The sequence below is a fragment of the Nakamurella sp. genome (genome assembly GCF_048594475.1).
In the GTDB taxonomy this organism is placed as follows: Bacteria; Actinomycetota; Actinomycetes; order Mycobacteriales; family Nakamurellaceae; genus Nakamurella.
In genome coordinates, this window is the sequence record NZ_JBMDXT010000286.1 from 1 (window position 1) to 19449 (window position 19449).

Annotated in this window: 14 protein-coding genes; 11 read left to right on the plus strand and 3 right to left on the minus strand. The window is 72.3% G+C overall.

From position 1 onward, the window contains the following. From ACOJUF_RS13270 to ACOJUF_RS13280, 3 genes are all read right to left on the minus strand, one after another. Positions 1-2224 (minus strand): family 78 glycoside hydrolase catalytic domain (locus tag ACOJUF_RS13270; RefSeq protein ID WP_420122313.1); only part of this gene is annotated, 2224 nt, incomplete at its 3' end. Beyond that, positions 2217-3848, minus strand: a complete 1632-nt coding sequence (locus tag ACOJUF_RS13275) for a family 43 glycosylhydrolase (RefSeq protein ID WP_420122314.1) — start codon at positions 3846-3848, stop codon at positions 2217-2219. The genes ACOJUF_RS13275 and ACOJUF_RS13270, both read right to left, overlap by 8 nt. Continuing rightward, positions 3845-4975: an FAD-dependent oxidoreductase gene (locus ACOJUF_RS13280; protein WP_420122315.1), complete on the minus strand. Its 1131-nt coding sequence runs from the start codon at positions 4973-4975 to the stop codon at positions 3845-3847. The genes ACOJUF_RS13275 and ACOJUF_RS13280 overlap by 4 nt, the downstream gene beginning before the upstream one ends. Before the next feature lie 259 nt (positions 4976-5234). Here ACOJUF_RS13280 and ACOJUF_RS13285 point away from each other — a divergent pair, with 259 nt between their 5' ends. The 11 genes from ACOJUF_RS13285 (at position 5235) to ACOJUF_RS13335 (ending at position 19439) form a co-directional block, all read left to right on the plus strand. Further along, positions 5235-6254, plus strand: coding sequence for a LysR family transcriptional regulator (locus ACOJUF_RS13285; RefSeq protein WP_420122316.1), 1020 nt, complete (start codon positions 5235-5237; stop codon positions 6252-6254). A 131-nt stretch (positions 6255-6385) separates the two neighbouring features. Next, a complete protein-coding gene (locus ACOJUF_RS13290; protein WP_420122317.1) occupies positions 6386-7645 on the plus strand; it encodes an ROK family protein in 1260 nt (419 codons plus the stop codon). A 257-nt stretch (positions 7646-7902) separates the two neighbouring features. Beyond that, a complete protein-coding gene (locus tag ACOJUF_RS13295) occupies positions 7903-9450 on the plus strand; it encodes an ABC transporter substrate-binding protein (RefSeq protein ID WP_420122318.1) in 1548 nt (515 codons plus the stop codon). 66 nt (positions 9451-9516) lie between these two features. Further along, on the plus strand, positions 9517-10458 hold the full coding sequence (locus tag ACOJUF_RS13300; protein ID WP_420122319.1) for an ABC transporter permease: 942 nt from the start codon (positions 9517-9519) through the stop codon (positions 10456-10458). Next, a complete protein-coding gene (locus tag ACOJUF_RS13305; protein WP_420122320.1) occupies positions 10455-12308 on the plus strand; it encodes a dipeptide/oligopeptide/nickel ABC transporter permease/ATP-binding protein in 1854 nt (617 codons plus the stop codon). The genes ACOJUF_RS13300 and ACOJUF_RS13305 overlap by 4 nt, the downstream gene beginning before the upstream one ends. Next, entirely contained in the window at positions 12305-13141 is an 837-nt protein-coding gene (locus ACOJUF_RS13310; protein ID WP_420122321.1) for an ATP-binding cassette domain-containing protein, read from the plus strand. Before ACOJUF_RS13305 ends, ACOJUF_RS13310 begins: the two co-directional genes overlap by 4 nt. A 93-nt stretch (positions 13142-13234) precedes the next feature. Beyond that, positions 13235-14308: a Gfo/Idh/MocA family protein gene (locus ACOJUF_RS13315; RefSeq protein WP_420122322.1), complete on the plus strand. Its 1074-nt coding sequence runs from the start codon at positions 13235-13237 to the stop codon at positions 14306-14308. Then, positions 14305-15243, plus strand: a complete 939-nt coding sequence (locus ACOJUF_RS13320) for a sugar phosphate isomerase/epimerase family protein (protein WP_420122323.1) — start codon at positions 14305-14307, stop codon at positions 15241-15243. Before ACOJUF_RS13315 ends, ACOJUF_RS13320 begins: the two co-directional genes overlap by 4 nt. A gap of 35 nt (positions 15244-15278) precedes the next feature. Further along, positions 15279-16856, plus strand: a complete 1578-nt coding sequence (locus tag ACOJUF_RS13325; protein ID WP_420122324.1) for a GMC oxidoreductase — start codon at positions 15279-15281, stop codon at positions 16854-16856. A 1-nt stretch (position 16857) separates the two neighbouring features. Continuing rightward, a complete protein-coding gene (locus tag ACOJUF_RS13330) occupies positions 16858-18144 on the plus strand; it encodes a C-glycoside deglycosidase beta subunit domain-containing protein (protein ID WP_420122325.1) in 1287 nt (428 codons plus the stop codon). Between the two features lie 71 nt (positions 18145-18215). Further along, the gene (locus ACOJUF_RS13335; RefSeq protein ID WP_420122326.1) at positions 18216-19439 is read left to right on the plus strand and encodes an FAD-dependent oxidoreductase; all 1224 of its coding nucleotides are present in this window, start codon (positions 18216-18218) and stop codon (positions 19437-19439) included. The last annotated feature ends 10 nt before the right edge of the window (positions 19440-19449 follow it).

The window sequence follows — 19449 nt, forward strand, 5'->3', positions numbered from 1 at the left end:
TGACGCGGCCGTCCGGCAGCAGGGAGTCCCAGCGTTCCCAGACGGTGGTCGCCCCCATGGTGACCGGGTACAGCCAGGACGGGGCCCGCGTCCGGGTGAGCAGGCGCGCGGCCGGGTCCAGCTGTCCGGTGGCCAGCAGGGCGTCCAGCAGCAGCGGGGTGCCGATGAAGCCGGTCCCGATGCGGTACCCGTTCTCCCGGACCAGTTCGGCCAGCCGCTCACCCAGCAGGCGGCGCCGGCCGGGCTCCTGCACCAGGTCGAAGCACAGGGCGAGCGCGTAGGCGGTCGGCGCGTCCGAGACCATCCGCCCGCCGGGCGTCACGAACAGGTCGACGAACGCGGCCTGGGCCCGGCCGGCCAGCTCGGCGAACCGCTCCGCATCATCGGCGCGCTCCAGCAGCTCGGCCGTCTGCGCCACGATCCGCAGGCTGCGGACGAGGTAGGCGCACGCGACGATCTCCGGCGCGGTCCGGGCCTGGGTCGGCCGGTCGGGCGGCGCGGTCGGATCGAGATGGTCGCCGATCTGGCCGCCGCGCAGCCACCGGACCTGGCCATCGGTGCGCTCCAGCACCGCCTCCACCCAGGCCCGCATGCTGGCGTACTGCCGGCGCAGGATCCCGACGTCGCCGTACCGCTGGTACAGCGTCCACGGCACGACGGTGGCGGCGTCCCCCCAGCCCGCGATGGGGTCGGGCACCGGCGGCAGGACCGACGGCACCACCAGCGGCGTGATCCCCCCGGCCCGCCGCTGCTCCAGGGCCAGGTCCGCCAGCCAGGAGGCGAGGAAGCCGCGCACGTCGGCCAGGAAGGCGGCCGCCGGCGCGAACAGTTGCAGGTCGCCGGTCCAGCCCAGCCGCTCGTCCCGCTGCGGGCAATCACTGGGCACGGACAGGAAGTTGCCGCGCATGCTCCACACCACGTTGCGGTGCAACCGGTTCAGCAGCTCGTGCGACGACGTCCAGGTGCCGGTCGGGCGCAGGTCGCTGCCGATGACCACGGCGACGACCGCCGCCCCCGGGTCGGCGTCACCGGGCCAGCCGTCGACCTGCACGTACCGGAACCCGTGGAAGGTGAACTCCGGCTCCCAGATCTCGTCACCGGATCCGGCCAGCGTGTAGGAATCGGTGGCCGCGGCCAGCCGCAGCGGGCGCAGCGCCAGTTCGCCGTCTTCGAGCACCTCGGCGTGCCGAAGGGTCACCGTGGTTCCGGCGGGCCCGCGGACGGTCAGCCGCACCCGGCCGGCGATGTTCTGCCCGAAGTCCAGCACCCGGCATCCGGCCGGGGTCCGGAAGGACGCGACCGGCGCCAGCGTCCCGGTGCGCCGCACGGGCGGCGCCTCGACCGGAGCCAGCACCGTCGCGTCGAACGGGCGGACGACCACCGGCCGCAGATCCGGCAGCGCGGTGCCCGGCCGCGACCACCCCGCCACGTCGCGCCGGGCGTCATGGTGCTCACCGGCGTAAATGCCGCTGGCGGTGACCGGGCCGGCGGTCGTGGCCAGCCAGTCGCCGCCGGTCGCGATCTCCTCGGCGCCGTCCGCGAACCGCAGTTCCAGGGCGGCCAGCAGGGCCGGCGGGCCGTCATAGGCGCGGGTGGCCTGCCCCATGAACCCGTACCGCTCGCCGAACCAGCCGGCCGCCACGGTCACCGCCAGCCGGGCCGGTCCGGGTCGCAGCAGGGCGGTCACGTCGTGGGTCTGCACCAGCAGCCGGTCCCGGTAGCTCGTCCAGCCGGGAGCCAGCACCTCGTCACCCACCGGGGTGCCGTTGATCCGTGCCTGGTACGCACCGTGCGCGGTGATCCGGAGCCGGGCGGCGATCAGCCCCTCGCGGATCGTGAGGTCGTGGACGAAGCGCACCGGGGTCGGGCCGGTCGACGACGGGTGGGCGATCAGGGCGGCCCGCCGCGGCACGGCGGCCGCCTCGAGGGTCAGTGGTTCGCTCCAGGCCGAGGTGGCGCCGTCCGCCCCGGTGACGCGGACGTCCACGGTGACCGGCTCCCCCGCGACCAGGGCCGGGAACGGCCAGTCGACCAGGACGGACGCGCGGCCGGGCAGCGGCCGGACGTCGTCGAGATCACCGCGCCGCAGCCGGATCTCGGCGGACGCCTGGGTCCACCCGGGATGCTCGCTCCGGGTCCGCCAGCTCAACCGGGGGGTCGCCGACGGCACGACCGTGACCGGTCCCGGCAGGTACTCGGCGTGCAGGTCGGTCACCTCAGGCACCGGAGTCCACCAGATCGGTCGTCCAGGCGCCCGCCCCCTCGACCCGCCGGCCGGCCGCGGCCGCCGGATCGGCGAACAGGTCGTCGTCGCTGCCCAGGTACTCGAAGGACCGGACGAGCACATGGCCGTCCGCGCAGGTGATCCCGACCATCCGGCCGGTCATTCCACCGGCGACCTCCGTGGACAGGTACCGCCCGTCGACGGCGCCGAGTTCGACGAACCCGCCGTCGCGACGGACCCCGGCGACGACGCGGTCCGGCCCGCGGGAGGTCGAGAACGCATGCCCGGGCGCGGGCATCGCCCGGATCTCCAGGTCGACGGCCAGGGCATCGACGCCGCCGGCGCGGTCCCCGACCGCCGGTTCGACGGCGATCGAGCCCAGGACCGCCCGCGCATCGCCGACGGCCAGCACCGCCCGGACCGTGCCGGCGACGCACTCCAGGGTCAACGCGTGCCGCGGGTCGATCCGGATGGACAGCCCGCCGACGCCCACCACCGTCAGCGCGGCCCGCACCCGGGCCGTCAGGTGCTCCTGGCGGCGGGCCAGGAACACCGGCTCGGCCGCCGCCGGAACCGCCGACACCCGCCACCCGTCCTCCTGCCGGGAGACGAACTCGGTGGGGAACCGTCCGCACCCCACCCACGCGTCCGGCAGGACGGGCGCCGACAGGTCCTCCGGCACCGGGCCCGCGCTGCCCGGCGGCGGCTCGATCGGCGCGCCGAGCACCGGCCAGCCGTCCACCCATTCGATCCGGACGGCGAACGTCTCGCGGCCCAGGACGTGCCATTCCGGGCTGGAACCGCGGGGCCGCACCCCGTGGAACACCATTGCCCAGCTGCCGTCGGCCACCTGGACCAGATCGGCGTGTCCGGTGTTCTGGACCGGCAGATCGGTGCTGCGGTGGGTCAACAGCGGGTTGTGCGGGCAGCTCTCGAAGGGACCCTGCGGGGAACGGCTGCGCGCCACGGTGACCGCGTGCCCGCGCTCGGTGCCGCCCTCGGCGATCAGCAGGTACCAGTGGTCGCCGACGCGGTACAGGTGCGGGCCCTCGGGAAACTTGCCCCCCGTGCCCGCCCAGATGCGGCGGCGCGGCGTGCGGACCGCGCCGGTCCACGGATCGATCTCGGACTGGACGATCCCCTCGGAGCCCTGCGGTCCGAAGCCTGCGTAGCTCATCAGGCATCGGCCGTCGTCGTCCCAGACCAGATCGGGATCGATGCCGACGGCCTCGGGGATGCGGACCGGATCCGACCACGGGCCGGCCGGGTCGGTGGCGTGCACGAGGACCTGGCCGCCCTTGTCCCACCAGTTGGTGGTGATCATCCAGAAGCGTCCATCGTGGTGGCGCAGGGTGGGCGCGAAGATGCCCTCGGCGGCCGTCGCCCCGGCCACGTCGAGCTGCCCGGGTCGGTCCAGCGCATGGCCGATCGGCCGCCAGGTCCGCAGGTCGGTCGAGGCGAAAAGCGGTACCCCGGGGGCATACTCGAAGCTGGAGACGGCCAGGTAGTACGTGTCGCCGACCCGGCAGATGCTGGGGTCGGGATGGAAACCCGGAATGACCGGCCGGGTCGCCGCGGTGGTGTGCGCGGCCACCGGGATCACGGAGGGAGCGGCGCCGGTCACGGCGTCTCCCGAACCAGGGTCATCACATCGTGCATGAGCCCGGGCACGTCTCCGCGGACCCCGTCCTGCAGCCAGCGGCCGAGTTGCAGCGAGGCCTCCACCACCGCGGACGCCCGCGGGATCCGCCGGGCGGCGAACGCCGTCCACAGCCGGTCGTCCAACGCGTCCGCGGCCAGCAGCAGTTCGGTCAGCACCAGCGCGTCCTCCAGGGCCTGGGCGCCACCCTGGGCCAGGGTCGGCGGGCAGACGTGCGCCGCATCGCCGATCACGACCACCCGGCCCCGGTTCCACGGTGCCGGCAGCACATGCGTCTCGAACCAGGTGTAGTTGACGGACTCGGCATTCTCCAGCGATCCGCGGATCTCGTCCCACGGACCGTGGTAGGCCGCGGCCAGGTCACGCATGATCGCCCGCCCCTCCTGCGGACCGAGGCCGGAGCGGTCCTGGGCCTTCTCCACGATGTAGGCGTACAGGGTGTCCGGGCCGGTCGGGCAGTAGCCGGCGATGTAGCTCGGGCCGCCGTAGAACAGATCGGTCCGGGTCACCGACTCCGGGCGCGGCACGAACGCCCGCCAGATGCCCATGCCCGTCGGCGTCGTGTCCACCTGGATGCCGACGGCCTGCCGGGTCCACGACCGGACCCCGTCCGCGCCGATCACCAGGTCGTAGCGGCGGCGGCTACCGTCGGACAGCTCGACCTCGACGCCCTCGGCGTCCTGGTTCAGGGTCCGGGGGGTCACGCCGAAACGGCAGCCGGCCCCGACCTCGACGGCGCGGTCCACCAGGATCCGGGCCAGCTCGGGCCGGTACATGCCCGCGGTCGCCGGCAGGTCGTCACCGCCGGACCGGATCTCGGTCATCTCGGCGACCAGCGTGCCGGACGGGTCCGGCGCCCGCAGGCCGAGCGAGTCGTAGGCGTACCCGTGTTCCTTCACCTCTTCCCAGACCCCGAGCTCGCGCAACGCGCGCAGCGCATTGCCCTGAAGGGTGATGCCGGACCCCAGGGCCGACACATCGGCCTGCCGGTCCACCAGGTCCACCCGGACGCCGGCCCGGGCCAGTTGGATCGCGCAGGCGGTGCCGGCCAGGCCGGCCCCGATCACCAGGACATCTCGGACTGCGGTCACAGGTACTCCGTTCAACGATGAGGTCGGAACCGGGCGGGCCGCCGCGCGGACGCAACGCAGACGAACCGTGGACGCCCCGGCGGCGAGAGACAGGAAGGGCCACGTGGTCGCGGCGGCCGGGGCAGGACCTCGGGGGCGCCGGGCCGGGATGTGGGCCCGTTGAGGATGCCCGCCGACGGGTCCGAGCCGGAAGAGCCGATCGATGATGCCGATCATCAGCGTCATCGATGGTCACAACCGGTCGATCCCGTCTACAGTGATGAGCACTGTGACCGCCCTCACTCCGCCGACCATGATCCAGACGCTCGCCCGCGTCGACCTCAATCTTTTGGTGGCGCTGGACGTACTGCTGCGGGAGCGCTCGGTCACCCGGGCTGCCGACCGGCTCAACCTCTCGCAGCCGGCGCTGTCCGCCTCGTTGGCCAAGCTGCGGCGCCTGTTCGGGGACGAACTGTTGACCCGGGTCGGCAACCGGTACGAGCTGACGCCGCTGGCCGCGGTTCTGCTGGACCGGACCGCGGCGGCCCTCGCAGCCGCGGCGACCGTCTTCGCCGCCCCGACCGCGTTCGATCCGGCCACTGCCACCCGCGAGTTCGAGCTGTACGTCTCGGACTACGCGGCCTCCGTGCTCGCGGCTCCGCTGGTCCGGCTCGCCCGCGCCGAGGCCCCCGGGGTCGGGCTGCGCATCCAGCCACTCAACGCCACCGCGGTGGACGATGCCCCGTCGTTCCTGCGGGATCACGACGGGCTGGTGCTGCCGCACGGGTTCATCGAGGACGCCCGCCACGTCGACCTGTTCAGCGATCGCTTCGTGCTGCTGGTCTCCGCCGACAACAGCGCCGTCGGCGACGCGATCACCGTCGACGACCTGCGGACGATGCCGATGGTCGTGGCCTACAGCACCCGCACCGGGGTCAACACCGCCGTGCACCAGCTGCGGCTGGCCGGTGTCGAGCCCCGGACCGAGACGGTCACCGAGAGCTTCCTGATCGTCCCCTTTCTCATCGCCGGGACCGACCGCATCGGGCTGGTCCCGGCCCTGCTGGCCCGGCGGCTCAGCGCGCTGGACGAGGTCCGGGCGATCCCGTGCCCGTTCCCGGTCAACGACCTGGTCGAATCGCTGTGGTGGCACCGCCGGCACGAGGACGATCCCGGCCATCGCTGGTTCCGATCGCTGCTCATCCGCGCGTCCGCCACCGTCGGCGCCCCCGTCCCGCCGCCGGCGCCCCCATCACCGTCATCGATGCCGCCCATCACCGACCCGGACTTCCGCAAGTGATCGCCATGACGCAGAGTTGACGTTGCCGGCGGCGCCGAGAATGACGCGCCCCTGGCCTCGCGAGCGTTGGCGTAGTACCTTATGTGCTTGAAGCACATAAGGTGCGAGCGACGACGCCGGGAGATCCGATCATGAGCACCCCCACGTCCCCCCAGGACACCTTCGTGCACGGTCGGTTGATCAACCTGGTCCGAACCGGGCAGGCGGTGACGCGCCCCCTCCTGGAGCAGGAAACCGGGCTCGGCCGCAAACTCGTCGCCCAACGGGTCCAGCAGTCGATCGATGTCGGACTGCTCGAGGACGGGGACCTCGCCCCCTCCGAGGGCGGCCGCCCGTCCCGCCGGCTGCGCTTCCGGTCCGAGGCCGGCCACATCTTCGCCGGCCTGATCGGCGCCGCCGAGATCACCGCCGCCGTCCTGCTGCTGGACGGCACGCTGATCGCCTCGAGTCACGAGGAGTGGGCGGCCGCGGACGGACCCGAACCGACCCTGGCGGTCCTGGACGGCATGTTCGACAAGCTCGCCCGGAAGACCCGCACCGAGCCGTGGGCGATCGGCATCGGGGTGGCCGGGCCGGTCGACTTCACCACCGGCCGGCTGGTGGACCCCCCGATCATGCCCGGCTGGGACGGCTACAGCGTGCGGTCCTGGTTCCGCGACCGCTACGACGCCCCGGTCTGGGTGGACAACGACGTGAACCTGATGGCGCTCGGCGAGTGGCACCGGGGCTCGCCGAACGACGGCCGAGACCTGCTCTACATCCTGCTCGACACCGGCATCGGCGCCGGCCTGGTGGCCGGTGGACGGGTCTTCCGGGGCGATACCGGCGCGGCCGGCGACATCGGCCACGTGCACGTCACCGACGATCCGGCCAGCGTGTGCCGGTGCGGCCAGCTCGGCTGCCTGGAGGCCGTCGCCGGCGGCTGGGGCCTGGTCCGCGAGTTGACCCCACGCGCGAGCGAAAGTCCCTTGCTCTCCGCGCGTCTGGCCGCGCGCGGGACGCTCACCCCGGAGGACATCGGGCGCGCCGCGGCGGCCGGGGACCCGCTGGCCGGCCCCGCGGTCCTGCGGTCGTCACGGGTGGTCGGGGAGACCGTCGCCAACCTCGTCAACTTCGCCAACCCGGGGGTGGTGGTCTTCGGCGGAGGGGCCCTGCGGGCCGGCGACGCGGCCTTCGAGATGTTCGAGGCGACCATCCGGCGGCGGGTCACCCGGCTGGCCGGGCGGCAGCTGTCCGTGCGACGGGCCTCCCTGGACTTCCGGGAGGGCGTCGTCGGGGCCGGCCTGCTGGCGATCGAGAACCTGTTCCGGCCGGACTCGATCGGGCTGTGGATCGAGCACGGCACCCCGATCGGCCGGGCCTCCTACCTCCAGCGCGCGGCGGCCGGCTGACCGGTGTCCCGGGCCGAGACCGGGACACCGTGGGCGCCCGTCCGCCGATGTCGTTCCGACAAACTCTTGACATATGTTCCGAAGGAACTAAAGTAGGAGAGGCAAGGGCGCACGGCGCCCCCGCATCCGACATCGTCCGGCGAGACGCCGCTGTCCGGCCCTCTCCGGGAGCCCACCCCGTCGTCGCGGCGTCGCCGCCCGGTCGATCCGCATCCCCGGGTGTTCCGCCGAAGAGCAAGCACTGGAGCTGACCTCACATGCGAAAAACCATCCTCACGGCGGTCGCCGTGGTCGTGGCCCTGTTCACGCTGGCCGCGTGCGGCGGCGGTTCCTCCGGCGGTGCGTCGAGCGGAGGCTCCGGTGGGAGCGCCGGCACGCTGACCATCGCCGCGGTCACCCCGCCCAAGTCGTTCGCGGTCGGGGAGATGGCCACCAGCGGTCCCGAGAGCACCTACTACCAGGCGGTCTACGACACGCTGTTCGGCCTGGACGCCGACGGCAAGCCGGTCGCCAACCTGGTCACCGCATGGAGCTACGACCCCACCGGGACCACCCTGTCCCTGACGCTGCGCAGCGATGTGACCTTCACCGACGGGACCGCCTTCGACGCTGCCGCGGTCAAGGCGAACCTGGAGAAGGCCAAGCAGGGCACCGGTGAGGCCGGCTCCGCGCTCCGGTCGGTCCAGAGCGTCACCGTGGTCGATTCGACGCACGCGGACGTCGTGCTGGGCCAGGCCGATCCCGGGCTGATCGACAGCCTGGCCCGGAGCTCGGGCTACATGGCCAGCCCGGCCACGCTGAACAACGCCGACGCCGCGACCAACCCGGTGGGCTCCGGCCCGTACACCCTGGACCAGAGCAAGAGCACCGCGGGCAGCACCTACGCCTTCGCCCGCAACGCGAACTACTGGAACAAGGCCGCCTACCCGTACGACAGCGTCGAAGTCCGCTACCTGGACGACACCACCGCCATCATCAACGGCCTGCGATCGGGCCAGATCCAGGCCACTGCCGGCGCCTCCACCGACCTCGTCTCCGGCGCCAAGCAGGCCGACCTGACCGTCACCACGTATTACAACGGCGGCGTCGAGGGTGTCTGGCTGTGGGACCGTGGCGGGGCGAACACCCCGGCCCTGGCCGACGAGCGGGTCCGGCAGGCCATCAACTACGCCTTCGACCGCACGACGATCGTGGACAAGATCAAGGGCGGCATGGGCACCCCGACCGTGCAGATCTTCGGGCCGAGCAGCGACGCCTACGTGGCCTCGCTGGAGGACAGCTACCCCTACGACGTGGCCAAGGCCAGGTCGCTGATGGCGGAAGCCGGCTACGCCGACGGCTTCTCGATGACGCTGCCCGACTTCTCGCCGGTCTATCCGGACGAGCAGGCCGCCATGACCGAGGCGCTGCAGGCGCTCAACATCTCCATCACCTACCAGCCCATCACCGGTGACCAGGTGGTCGGCAGCATCATGGGCGGGCAGTGGCCGATCAACTTCTTCTCGCTGACCTCGGCCTCCCCGTGGGAGCTGTCCCAGCTGACCCTGACCCCGCAGTCGCCGTTCAACCCGTTCCACACCGACGACGCGACCGTCAACGGCCTGCTGGACAAGGCGCGGACGCAGACCGGTGACGAGCAGGGCAAGACCATGCAGGAGCTGAACGCCTACCTGGTCGACCACGCCTGGTTCGCCCCCTGGTACTCGCAGGAGGGCGCGTTCATCACCACCAAGAACGTGGCCGTCACGCCCGTTCAGGGAGTCAACGTCCCGCCGCTGGCCAACCTGGCCCCGGCCGCCGGCTGATCGCGCCGGTTCGCCCGGTGCCCAGCGCACCGGGCGGCCCGGCCCCAGACCCCGAAGGAGCCCACGATGGCCTTTTTCGTCCTGCGCCGGCTGGTGACCGGTTTCGTCATGCTGTTCGTGATCGCCACCCTGACGTTCTTCCTGACCAGCCTGACCGGCTCGGATCCCGCCCGGCGGTTGGCCGGCAACCAGGCGAGCCTGGACCAGGTGGCGGCCAAGCGGGCCCAGCTCGGGCTCGATCAGCCGGTCCTGGAACGGTACTTCGCCTGGCTGGGCGGTGCGGTGCGCGGCGACCTGGGCTCCTCCTGGACCAACAACCAGCCGGTCACCAGGCTGGTCGCACAGTCACTGCCGGTGACGCTGTCCATCGTGCTGGCCGCGCTGGTGCTGACCGCCGCCGTCAGCATCGCACTCGGTGTGCTCGCCGCGGTCCGCGGCGGCTGGCTCGACCGCTTCCTGCAGGTCGTGTCGATCCTGGCTTTCTCCGTGCCGAACTTCCTGGTCGGCCTGGTCCTGGCCCTGATCTTCGCGGTCGGCCTCGGCATCTTCCCGGCGCTGGGCTACACGCCGTTCGGCGACAGCCCGACCGGGTGGGTCATGTCGATCACCCTCCCGGCCGTGGCCCTGGCCATCGGCGCGATCGCCACCGTGGCCACCCAGACGCGCGGCTCGATGATCGACGTGCTGTCCCAGGACTACGTCCGCACCCTGCGCAGCCGCGGGCTGCCGACCCGCAGCGTCCTGCTCAAGCACGGCCTGCGCAATGCCGCCCCGGCCTCGCTGACCGTGCTGTCGCTGCAGTTCGTGGCCATGATCAGCGGTGCCGTGGTCATCGAGAAAGTTTTCGGACTCAACGGTATCGGCGAGCGGGCCACCTCGGCCGCGAACGCCGGTGACGTGCCGCTGGTGCTGGGCATCGTCATCGTGACCGTCGTGCTGGTCATCGTCGCCAATCTGCTGGTCGACCTACTGCTCGGCTGGCTCAACCCCAAGGTGCGTGTGTCGTGACCGTCTCCGAAGGCGGGTTGGCCCCCAAACTGGTCGAACCCACGCTCACCGCGGTCGCCCAGGCGCCGCGCCCGGGCTTCGTCCGCCGGCTGCTGCGCGACCCGCTCGCGGTCCTGTCGTTCGCGTGGCTCACCCTGGTCTTCCTGGCCAGCATCCTGGCGCCGGTGCTCACCGGCTACGACCCGCTGACCTCCCGGATCGCCGACGCGCTCGCCCCGATGGGCGGGGACCATCTGCTCGGTTCGGACGGGGTCGGCCGGGACGTGTGGGCGCAGCTGCTCTACGGCGGGCGCACCAGCCTGATCGGGTCGCTGATCGTGGTCGTGGTCGCCCTGCTGCTCGGCCTGCCCGCCGGGGTGCTGGCCGGCTACTACCGGGGCTGGTTCGACGGCGTGGCCAACTGGATCTGCAGCCTGATCATGGCCCTGCCGGCGATCATCGTGCTGCTCGTCGTGCTGGCCGAGGTCGGCCGCAACACCTTCCTGGCCATGGCGGTCTTCGGGGTCATCATCGCGCCCGGCATCTTCCGGCTCATCCGCTCGTCCGTCATCAACGTCCGCGAGGAGCTGTACGTCGACGCGGCGCGGGTGTCCGGGCTCAGCGACGGGCGCATCATGCGCCGGCACATCCTGCCGGTCGTCGTGGCGCCGACCATCATCCAGGTCTCGCAACTGCTGGGCATCGCCATCGTGATCCAGGCCGGCCTGGAGTTCCTGGGGCTGGGGTCGGCGAACCAGGCCAGCTGGGGCGGGATGCTGTCGGACGCGTTCCAGAACATCTACACGGCGCCGCAACTGCTGCTCTGGCCGGGGCTGGTCATCGTCCTGACGGTCACCGCGTTCTGCCTGATCGGCAACGGCCTGCGGGATGCGCTCGGCGTCGGCAGCGCCGGCCCCCGGGCCCGCCCGAAGAAGGCGGCCGGGCTGCGCGAGCCGGTGATCGCGGCCGCCGGCCAGGTGCACGACCTGGACGCGGACGCGCTGCTGGTCATCGACGACCTCCGGGTCGCCTACCCACGGCCCGACGGTCACGACGCCGAGGTCGTCAAGGGGGTCACGCTGACCCTGCACAAGGGTGAGATCCTCGGCCTGGTCGGCGAATCGGGCTCCGGCAAGTCCCAGACCGCGTTCTCCGTCCTCGGCCTGCTGCCGGCCCAGGCCCACGTCGCGGCCGCCCGCCTCACCTTCGCCGGGCAGGATCTGCGGGGTCTGTCGGCCAAGCAGATGAACGACCTGCGCGGCCGGCGGATCGGGTACATCCCGCAGGAACCGATGTCGAATCTGGACCCGTCGTTCACGATCGGCAGCCAACTGGTCGAGCCGATGCGCCACCACCTCAAGCTGTCCGCGACCGACGCCCGGCAACAGGCCATCGGTCTGCTCGCCCGGGTCGGCATCAAGGAGCCGGAGCGCGTGTTCCGCGCGTACCCGCACGAGATCTCCGGCGGCATGGCCCAGCGGGTCCTCATCGCCGGCGCGGTGTCCTGCAACCCCGAACTGCTCATCGCCGACGAGCCCACCACCGCGCTGGACGTCACCGTGCAGGCCGAGGTGCTCGACCTGATCCGCGAGCTGCAGGCCGAACGCGAGATGGGCGTCCTGATCGTCACCCACAACTTCGGCGTGGTGGCCGATCTGTGCGACACGGTGGCCGTCATGCGCTCCGGTCTGGTCGTCGAGACCGCCCCGGCCGTCGATCTCTTCGCCCGGCCGGCGCACGAGCACACGCGGATGCTGCTCGACTCCACCCTGGAGGAGACCGCCCCGCGGGCCGACCCGCCGCCGACCCCGGAACCGGCCGGCCCGGCCGGCCCGACCAAGTCCGTCCAGAAGCAGGGAGCAGTCGGATGAACGGCCCGCTGGTGCAGATCGACCAGGTCGTCGTCGAGTACCCCGGCAAGGGCTGGCGCACGCCACCGTTCCGAGCCCTCAAGGGTGTGTCGCTGGCCATCGAGGCCGGGCAGACGATGGGTCTGGTCGGCGAATCCGGCTCCGGAAAGACCACTCTCGGCCGGGCGATCCTCGGGCTGGCCCCGGTGACGGGGGGTGCGATCCGGTTCGACGGGCGGGACATCTCCGGCCTGGGCAAGCGGGGGCGCCGAGCCCTGAGCCGCGACATCCAGGTGGTCTTCCAGGACCCCTACACCTCGTTGAACCCGGCCATGACGGTCAACGACATCCTCACCGAACCGCTGCTGGCGACCGGCACCGCCCGGGCCGACGCCGACCGGCGCGTCCGCGCCCTGCTGGACGAGGTGCACCTGCCCGCGGATGCCGGCAGCCGGTTGCCGCGCGAGTTCTCCGGCGGCCAGCGGCAGCGCATCGCGATCGCGCGGGCGCTGTCGCGCGACCCGAAGCTGATCGTCTGCGACGAACCGGTGAGCGCGCTGGACCTGTCGACCCAGGCCCGGGTGCTCGACCTGTTCGCCGAGATCCAGCAACGCACCGGCGTGGCCTACCTCTTCGTCACCCACGACCTGTCCGTCGTGCGCCACATCAGCCACCGGGTCGCGGTGATGTACCACGGCGAGATCGTCGAGGAGGGTGAAGCCGACACCATGACCACCACGCCCAGTTCGTACTACACCCAGCGGTTGCTGCTGGCCGCGCCGGTCGCCGATCCGGCGCGGCAGGCCCGGCGACGCCGGGAGCGCCAGGCGCTGGACGCCGCGCACGCCGCCTGACCGCGCACCACCTCCGCGACCGGCCCCCGGGGCCGGCCGCTGCTCGACCACGCCCGGAAGACGAGACCACAGAACATGTCAGAAAGGACAGCCATGTCCGAGCCGATCCGTGCCGGCATCGTCGGCACCGGCTTCATGGGCACCGTGCACGCCCGGTCGGTCGCCCGGGCCGGCGGGGTGGTGAGCCGCGTCGTCGGCTCCACGCCCGACTCGTCGCGAGCCGCCGCCGGCCGCCTGCGAGTGCCGGTCACCGCCGACCTGTCGACGCTGCTGGCCGCCGACGACGTCGACGTCGTGCACGTGTGCACCCCCAACGCGACCCACGCGCCGATCGTCCGGGCGGCCATCGCCGCCGGGAAGCACGTCGTCTGCGAGAAGCCGCTGGCCGTCGACCCGGACGAGGCCCGCGACCTGGCCGAGGCGGCGGCCGCCGCCGGCGTCGTCGCCACCGTGCCGTTCGTCTACCGCTTCTACCCGACCGTCCGCGAGGGCCGAGCGCGCGTCGCCGACGGCCGCGCCGGCGCGGTCCGGCTGCTGCACGGCTCGTACCTGCAGGACTGGCTGGCCGACGAGACCGACGACGACTGGCGGGTCCGCGCGGACGTCGGTGGCCCGTCCCGCACGTTCGCCGACATCGGCGTGCACTGGTGCGATCTGGCCGAGTTCGTGACGGGTCACCGGATCGTCGCGCTGTGCGCGCGCACGGTCGTCACGGTGCCCGAGCGCGGCGGCCGGACGGTCGACACCGAGGACGCGGCCGTGCTGATGTTCGCCACCGACCGCGGGGCGACGGGCAGCCTGACGGTCAGCCAGGTCAGCCCCGGCCGGAAGAACCGACTGCTGCTGGAGGTGGACGGCGCGACCGAGAGCCTGGTCTTCGACCAGGAGAACCCCGAATCCCTGTGGATCGGCGGCCGCGCGGCTACCCAGATCCTGCTGCGCGGCAGCGAATCCGCCGCGGCGGCCGGCTATTCCGCCCTCCCGGCGGGCCATCCGCAGGGGTACGCGGACTGCTTCGCCGCCTTCGTGGCGGACACCTACACCGCCGTCGGCGGGTCGGCCCCGGACGGGTTGCCGACCTTCGCCGACGGCCTGCGGGCCGCCCGGCTGACCCGGGCGGTCCTGGATTCGTCGGACAAGAGCAGCTGGGTGGAGGTGTCGTCGTGAAGCTGGGTTTCCTGACCGCGTGCATGCCCGAGCGCACGCTGGACCGGATCGTTCCGTGGGCGGCCGATCAGGGGTTCGAGGCCCTGGAGGTGGCGGCCTGGCCGGCGCTGGGCCAGCGCCCGTTCACCGCCTCCCACCTACCGATTCCCGGGCCGGACGGCGACACCCGGTTGGGCGGTGCCGACGTCGAGCGGATCACCGGCCTGTTCCGGGACCACGGGCTGTCCATCTCCTCGCTCGCCTTCTACGACAACAACCTGCACCCCGACCCGGTCGAGCGGGCCGCAGTGCACGACCACCTGCACGCGGTGATCGACGCTGCCGCCGCGCTCGGCTGCCCCACCGTCGGGACGTTCGTGGGCCGCCATCCGGGCCGCACGGTCGCCGAGAACCTGGCGGATGCCGCCGAGGTCTTCGCGCCGCTGGTCGACCACGCCGGCCGGGCCGGCGTGAAGATCGTCATCGAGAACTGCGTGATGGAGGGCTGGCACCCGGACGGCTACCCGGGCAACCTGGCCTACAGCCCCGAACTGTGGGAGTGGATGTTCGACCTGGGCCTGTACCTGAACTTCGATCCCTCCCACCTGATCTGGATGGGCATCGATCCGGTCACCGCGCTGCGGCCGTACGTCGACCGCATCCCGCACGCCCAGGCCAAGGACATCCAGATCCGGCCCGGCGCCCGGGACCGGTTCGGCTGGCCGGGCCGGGCCGTGCACCGGCCCGATCCGTGGGACGTGGGCTGGTGGCGGTACCGGGTTCCCGGCCGGGGCCAGGTCGACTGGGCGGCGGTGGTCGACACCCTGTACGAGGGCGGCTTCGACGGGGTGCTGTCCGTCGAGCACGAGGACCCGGTCTGGGGTGGCACGCCCGATCGCGTCGAGACCGGTCTGCGCATCGCGCATTCCACGCTCCGCCCGCTGCTCGTCGCCTGATTCCCGCTCCCCTTCGTCGAGAAAGTCCGATCACCGTGACCCGAGAGTTCCCCACCCGCGTCGACGTCGTCATCGTCGGCAGCGGACCGTGCGGCGCCGCGTACGCCCGCATCCTGTCCGAGCAGGCGCCCGACGCCACCATCGCCCTGTTCGAGGTCGGCCCGCTGCTGGCCGATCCGCCCGGCCTGCACGTCAAGAACATCGCCGACCCCGCGGTCCGGGCAGCGGCCCAGCGGGCCTCACAGGGCCCCGCGCCGCGCGACCAGGACTCCGACACCATGTCCGGCTACGCCGATCCCGACGATCGGCTGGTCCGCCCGGGCACGTTCCTGCTCCCCGACGGTTACCGGCAGCCGGGCGAGGACGGGCTGCCCGGCGCGGCCATGTCCAGCAACGTCGGGGGCATGGGCGCGCACTGGACCGGCGCCTGCCCACGGCCCGGCGGGGCCGAGCGGCCGGACTTCGTGCCCGGGCTGGAGGAGTTGCTGAGCGAGGGCGAGCGGCTGCTCGGCGTGGACGCCCACGCCTTCGACGACGCCCCGTTCGCCGACGACGTGCGCAAGCGGCTCGGCGCGGCCCTTGACCCCGGACGGGCCGACGACCGGCAGGTCGCCCCGATGCCGCTGGCCGTGGCCAGGCAGGCGGACGGGCGCATCACCTGGTCCGGCTCGGACGTCGTTTTCGGCGAGACCACCCGCAGCAATTCGCATTTCACCCTGGTGCCGGAGGCGCTGGTCACCTCGGTGGTGATCGCCGGCGGCCGGGCGGCCGGCGTCCGGGTCCGCGATCAGCGGGATGGCGTCGAGCACGAGGTCGCCGCGCGGCACGTCGTGGTCGCGGCCGACAGCCTGCGCACCCCGCAGCTGCTCTGGGCGTCCGGCGTCCGCCCCGCGGCGCTGGGCCGGTACCTCAACGACCAGCCGCAGATCGTGTTCGCCGTCCGGCTGCGCGATGTCGACGCCCGAGCCGGCGTCGAGACCGGGACCGGGCAGACCGGCATCGTCGCCCAGAGCGGGGTCAGCTGGGTGCCCTACACCGACGACGCACCGTTCCACGGCCAGGTCATGCAGCTGGACGCCTCGCCGGTGCCCCTGGCCGCGGACGACGTACCCGCTCCGGGCACGATCGTCGGGCTGGGGTGGTTCTGCGCCAAGGACATCCAGGCGACCGACCACCTGGAGTTCGACGACCATGCGCTCGACGGCTACGGGCTGCCGGCCATCCGCATCCACTACCGCCTCACCGAACGGGACCACGCATCGATCGCGGCGGCGCACGACGCCATCCGGGCCGCCGCCGACGCGCTGGGCGAGCCGCTGGACCGGGACCCGCTCGACCTGGCCCCGGGGGCGTCGCTGCATTACCAGGGGACCGTCCGGATGGGGTCGGTCGACGACGGCACCAGCGTCTGCGATCCGAGTTCGCAGGTGTGGGGCGTGCCCGGCCTGTTCGTCGCCGGCAACGGCGTCATCCCCACCGCGATCGCCTGCAACCCCACCCTGACCTCGGTCGCGCTGGCCGTGGCCGGTGCCCGGGCGATCGCGGCCGACCTCACCTCCACCGGTACCGCAAGCAGCACCGCGGCCGGCACTTCGATCAGCAGGGAGAACTGACATGCTCGACCGGGACATCATCCAGAGCCGCGGTTTCACCAACGTCGTCGAGGACGGCCGGGTCACCGGCTTCGCCTTCCGGCTGCGGAATCCGAACTACCGGGGCACGTCGGCCAGCCTGCTCGACGGCATCGACGTCATCGTGGACGGCGAGAAGGTGCCCGACCACGTTCCGCTCTGGACGGTGCAGGGCCGCACGCTCACTCTCGACGAGCTGCGGGCCTCCACCGACCTGCGCTGGCAGCTGGACGAGACGGTGACCATCACCGTCCCCGCCCCGGGCGGCCTGACCGCCGGCGTGCACGACGTCGAGGTCGTCGTGTACCTGCGCCGGCCCTACTTCCCGCCGGCGGTCTCCCGGTCCGCGTTCGACGCCCGGGCCACGCGGGTCATCGTGCCGCCGGGCGTGGACGGGCCGCTGCGCTTCGGCGTCTCCACCTACAGCTACTCGGCCGACCTGTACACGTCGATGACGCTGGAGGACGTCTTCGCCGACATCGCCGACATGGGCGCGACGGGGATCGAGATCCTCGGCGAGGGAAACGTTCCCGGCTATCCCACGCCGCCGACCGAGTGGATCGACCGGTGGTTCGCGCTGGTCGCGCAGTACGGGTTGACCCCGACGAACTTCGGCAGCTGGGTCGACACCGCCATGTGGGCGGACCGGGACCTGACCGCCCAGGAGGGCGCCGCCCAGGTCGCGCAGGATCTGCGCCTGGCCCACCGGCTCGGGTTCACCTCGATCCGGCCCAAGTTCGGGGTGACCTCCTTCGACCTGGACCCGCACCCGATCTGGCGCGAGACCGTGCTGCGGTCGCTGGATCTGGCCACCGAGCTGGGGGTGGTGATCTGCCCGGAGATCCACAGCCCGACGCCGATCAAGCATCCGGTCACCCAGGGCTACCTGGACCTGATCGAGGAGACCGGCAGCCCGTCCTTCAAGCTGCTGATCGACACGGGCATTTTCCAGACGGCTCCGGTCGACGACGGCCACGAGGGCGTGTCCACCGAGGACGGCAAGCGCCCGGCCTTCCTGGAGCCGCTGGCGGTGCCGGTCGCCGATCTGGCGGAGATCCTGCCGCACGTGCACCTGATCCAGACCAAGTTCTTCGAGATCGACGACCAGCTCAACGATCTGCACGTGCCGTGGGCGCCGATCGTCTCGACGCTCCGCGACGCCGGGTGGTCCGGCTGGCTCTCCAGTGAGTACGAGGGCCGGCGGGAGGCCTACCGCGGGCGCGACCAGGTCCGTCGCCAGCTCGCTCTGCTGCGCACCCTGCTGACCTGAGACGCCGGGCCACCCTACCTGCAGTTCGAAGCGACGCACGGCGCCCCGAACGACTCGACGAGGAGACCGCCTTGACCGTTCATCCGACCACCCCACCGATCGTGGTGCTCGGCGCCGGCCCGGCCGGCATGGCCTGCGCGCTGTCCCTGCACACGGCCGGGCATCCGGTGACGCTGCTGGAGCGGTACCGCGAAGCCCGGCCGGCCGGAAACATCCTCAACCTCTGGCCGCCGGCCCTGAAGGCCCTGCAGGCGATGGGCGTGGACATCACCGATCTGGGCGCACCCAACCACACGACCTTCCGCAACGCCAAGAACCGGGTCCGCGCCGACGTCCGGATCCCGCCCCACGTCACGGAGCAGTTCGGCGGTGGGTTCATCGGGCTGCTGCGTCCGGACCTCTACCGCCGGATGCTCGGATCCCTGCCCGACGGCATGCTCCGGACGAGCCAGGAAGTCACCGCCATCGCTGACCGCGGCGACGACGTGGTCCTCACCCTCGCCTCCGGCGAACGGATCTCCACCCCGGTCCTCATCGGCGCCGACGGCATCGATTCCGGCGTGCGCACCCACCTGTGGGGAGATTCGCCCAAGCGGGAGCATCGACTGCACGTCATCGGCGGGTACACCTTCGAGCCGGTGGCCCAGGCTCAGTGGGGCGAACTGCCGTTGATCCACACCGGCACCGTGCAGGGCACGTACTCGTCGATCCGCAGCGACGACCGGATCGGCTACCAATGGTGGGTCCTGGAGGCCTGGGACCCCCGGACCCCGGCGCCGGCCGACCTGCTCGCCCACGCCACGAAGCTCGCCGCCCCTTTCCCGGGCGCGCTGCCCGCCCTCGTCGCCGCCACGTCACCCGAGAACCTGCAACGCTGGCCGATCCGCGACCGAAAGCCGCTCAAGCAGTGGTCCAAGGGCCGGATCACCCTGGCCGGGGATGCCGCCCACCCCACGTCGCCCTACGCGGCCTACGGTGCCGGGATGTCCATCAGCGACGGCTATTTCCTCGGCCAGTCGCTGGCCGGCGTCGACCTCACCGACACCCCGACGGTGGTCGGCTCGCTCCAGGGCTACGAGGCGCGACGCCTCACCCACACCACCGGCCAGGTGCAGCAGGCCTACATCCTGGGCAAGGTCTTCCACCACACGCCGGGCCCGCTACGGCCCCTGCGCGACCTGATCCTGGACCACACGCCGCTGCTGCAGAAGCAGGTCGGTGAGCGCAGCCCGGGGGAGATCATCGCGCAGCTGGACGGGATGGGCGACGGAATCCTTCACCCACAGATGCGCTGATCGAAGCCAC

Coding starts and splice junctions, on each gene's coding strand:
- ACOJUF_RS13285 (WP_420122316.1), top strand. CDS start 5,235: ATGAGCACTGTGACCGCCCTCACTCCGCCGACCATGATCCAGACGCTC.
- ACOJUF_RS13290 (WP_420122317.1), top strand. CDS start 6,386: ATGAGCACCCCCACGTCCCCCCAGGACACCTTCGTGCACGGTCGGTTG.
- ACOJUF_RS13295 (WP_420122318.1), top strand. CDS start 7,903: ATGCGAAAAACCATCCTCACGGCGGTCGCCGTGGTCGTGGCCCTGTTC.
- ACOJUF_RS13300 (WP_420122319.1), top strand. CDS start 9,517: ATGGCCTTTTTCGTCCTGCGCCGGCTGGTGACCGGTTTCGTCATGCTG.
- ACOJUF_RS13310 (WP_420122321.1), top strand. CDS start 12,305: ATGAACGGCCCGCTGGTGCAGATCGACCAGGTCGTCGTCGAGTACCCC.
- ACOJUF_RS13315 (WP_420122322.1), top strand. CDS start 13,235: ATGTCCGAGCCGATCCGTGCCGGCATCGTCGGCACCGGCTTCATGGGC.
- ACOJUF_RS13330 (WP_420122325.1), top strand. CDS start 16,858: ATGCTCGACCGGGACATCATCCAGAGCCGCGGTTTCACCAACGTCGTC.